Origin of the sequence: Amycolatopsis sp. SID8362 (assembly GCF_010550475.1) — a bacterium.
Taxonomy (GTDB): Bacteria; Actinomycetota; Actinomycetes; order Mycobacteriales; family Pseudonocardiaceae; genus Amycolatopsis; species Amycolatopsis eburnea.
Genome location: NZ_JAAGNB010001331.1, coordinates 1 through 2,910, shown reverse-complemented (window position 1 = coordinate 2,910; position 2,910 = coordinate 1). Strand labels below are relative to the sequence as shown.

At 73.6% G+C, this 2,910-nt stretch carries 1 protein-coding gene and 1 pseudogene; both read right to left on the bottom strand.

Going from position 1 to position 2,910, the window contains the following annotated elements:
* Window positions 1-500 (bottom strand): annotated as a pseudogene (locus G3I65_RS41115) (hypothetical protein); the annotation flags it as partial.
* Window positions 497-2,910, bottom strand: a 2,414-nt coding sequence (locus G3I65_RS41110; protein WP_160700874.1) for a hypothetical protein, incomplete at its 5' end; no start/stop codon positions are given. The gene G3I65_RS41110 and the pseudogene G3I65_RS41115, both read right to left, overlap by 4 nt.

The following is a 2,910-nucleotide window of genomic DNA, read 5'->3' as shown; positions in this document are numbered from 1 at the left end:
CAGCGCGGCCGGTCCGCGGGCCGCGGCACCGGTTCCCGGGCGGGTGCCTCGGCTTCGAGGTCCGCGAACGGATCCGGCACCGGCTCCGGCACGGCGGCGGGCAGTTCCGGCGCGGTACGCGGCTGCCGCTGGGCCCAGACGTCGGGCGCGATCAGTTCCTTGCTGGTGTCGCGCAGGCGTTCCAGCGCCGAGCGCAGGCCCGCCAGCTCCTCGGTCCGCAGCTTCCGGCCGAAGGCCTTGCGGTAGAAGCCGTCCACCTCTTCGCGCAGCCGGCCGACCCGTTCGACCACCGCGCCCATCTCGGTCACGTACCGCTCGCCGAGGCGTTCGAGGGCCCGGTACACCGACGCGTCGAGGTGTTCGCCCACCACCTTTTCGGGGATGCCGGCCGCCTTCGAGATGCTCTCGACCGCTTCGCGCAGCCGCGGGAACTGCCGCACCCGCGCGCTCACCCGCGCCGCGGCCTCGAGGTCGACGACGACCCGCGGGCGGCCCGTCACGATCCCTCCCCCGTGCTCGCGGCCACCGCGGCGGCCATCGTCCGCGCGGCGTGCCCGGCGATCTCGCCCTGCGGCACCGTGCCCCCGAGCCGGTATTCGGCCGCCACGGCTTCGGCGAATTCGCCCACCACCGCCGACAGCGCCAGGTTCAGCACGTAGCCGGTGGCGAGCTGGGCCAGGAAGCTCTTGACGAAGTGCTCGGCGGTGATCGCGGCGAGGTGCCCGGCGATCTCCGACAGCTTGCGCCGCAACGCCGCCGCCGTGACCGCGTTCAGTTCGCCCTTGGCCAGCGCCCGCGCGCCGGTGATCGCGTCGCGGACCACGGCGGGCAGTTCCGGCGCGATGGCGAGGAAACCCTGCAGCCACGCCGCGGCCAGCTCGGCCTCGACCTGCGCGCGGGACAGGATGTCGTCGCCCCCGAGCAGGGATCGCTGCAGGTCGGCGTGCTCGTGCGCGGTGTGGATGCCTTCCGCGGCTTGGAACAGCCCGGCCACGAACGCCGCTTCGGGGAAGAACACCGCGAGCAGGGTGAAGCCGGCGAGCTCGAAGAACTCGCGGAACCGGGCCTTCGCGATCTCGTGCCCGGCCAGCGCGGCGAGGCCTTCGACGTAGATGTGCTCGTCGCCGAAGATCGACGCGCCGCTCTTGCCGCGGGTGAACATGTCCTTCAGCCGCCGGTCGGCCAGGTCGTGCACGCCGCTCAGGCGGGCGTGCAGCTCGGTGCTGTCGTCCGGTTCGAAGCTCGCCAGCCCGAAGGCGACCATCCGGTCTTCGCGCGCTTCCTCGGTCTTCTCCCGGTTGGTCTGCCGGATCTCCCCCAGCACGGCGAAGAACTCGCGGTCGACGGCGTCGGTCACCACCCGCCCGGCGGTCTCCGCGCCCAGGCTGTCCAGCTGCCGCGCGACGCGCAGCCGGCGCACCACCTCGGCGATGTCGGCGAGCTTCTCCAGGAACGGATCCGTGAGCTGGGCGGTGGACCGCAGGTTCGCGACCTCGGCTTCGACCTCGTCGAGCGTGTGCCAGACTCCGTGGGCGTCCTGGATCCGGTAGCCGGTGCGGAACGGGTCGAACCCGGGCCGGTCCCGGCCAGGGAAGACGGGCGTGCGCACGACTTCGACGCCGTCCACCGACCGGTAGCTGTGCCCCGGCTCCGGTCCGATGCGGACGGTGCTGTCGTTGATCGCCTTGGCCCGCCGCAGCTTCCCGAGCAGGTCGGTCAGCTCGGGCAGGTCGGCGAGGAGCGTCGTCAGGACGACGCGGGTGGCGGGCAGCCAGTCGGTGCTCGCCAGCCGGCCGGCGATCTCGGCCGCGCTCTTCTCCAGGTGTTCCAGCAGCGCGTCCTGGCAGGCGGCGATGAACAGCGACGCGACCACCTTGCGGCGCAGCGGGAAGTAGTCGCGGTGCAGGTAGCCCGCCCACTCCTCGGCGTGCCCGGCCAGCGGGCACGGCAGCTTCCGCGCCTTGTCCCTGGCGAGCACCGCCTTGGTGTAGGCGAAGAACAGGACGTTCACCGCTTCCAGGGCCGTCACGAGGTGGCGGAGCACGTCCTGGCGCGCTTCCGTGCCGCCCAGCCTGCCCAGGCCTTCGCTTCGCCGCGCGATGACGGCGAGCGCGGCGAAGAGGAACGACCCGATGAACCGCGGTTCCGCCATGCCGAGCTCGGCCGCGATCGTGTCGATCAGGTCGCCGAACGCGCTGTCGTCCCAGTCGGACACTTCCAGCTCGTGCAGGTAGGGCCGGTCGGGGTCGGCGTTCCCGGCCGCGTCAGGGTCGTAGCGCAGCGGCTCGCAATCGGTGCCGTACCGCGTGTCCCGCGCCTCCGGGACCTGCTCGGTGAGGACGAGCACCGGCAGCCCGGCCCGGTCGGTGAGCCCGGGCCGCCCGGCGAACCAGGCGACCGGGGTCCCGCCGGACCGGTACTCGTAGAGCGCGCCGGTCAGCCGGTACCGCTTGGCGCGGGCCGCCGCCCGTTCCGCGATCCGCCGGTCGGGGACCTCCGGGGTGGCCGCGCGCCAGATTCGCACCAGTGCGGCGGTCAGCTCCTTGCGGAAGGCGTCCTCGTCGGTGGTTTCGGCCACCAGGTGGAAGGAATCCGGGTGCCCGGCCGAGTAGCCGGGCACCGCTTCCGCGTCCCGCCCGTCCGGCGGCAGCACGAACCGGTTCAGCGCGGTGGCCCACGCGACGCCGAAGGACCCGTCGGGACCGGCGTCGACGAACAGCATCACCGCGGCGCCGGAGGAGTCCGCCGCGATCACGAGCACGCGCGGCGGGCGGGTCTCCTCGCCGTACCGGACGGCGAGCGCGTCCAGCAGTTCGCCGGCGCTCGCGAACCGCCGCAGCCGGGTGGTCGTGCGGACCGGCGCCGAGGTCGGGGCGGCCGACGGCCGGAGCTTCGCCACAGCGGTCTGGA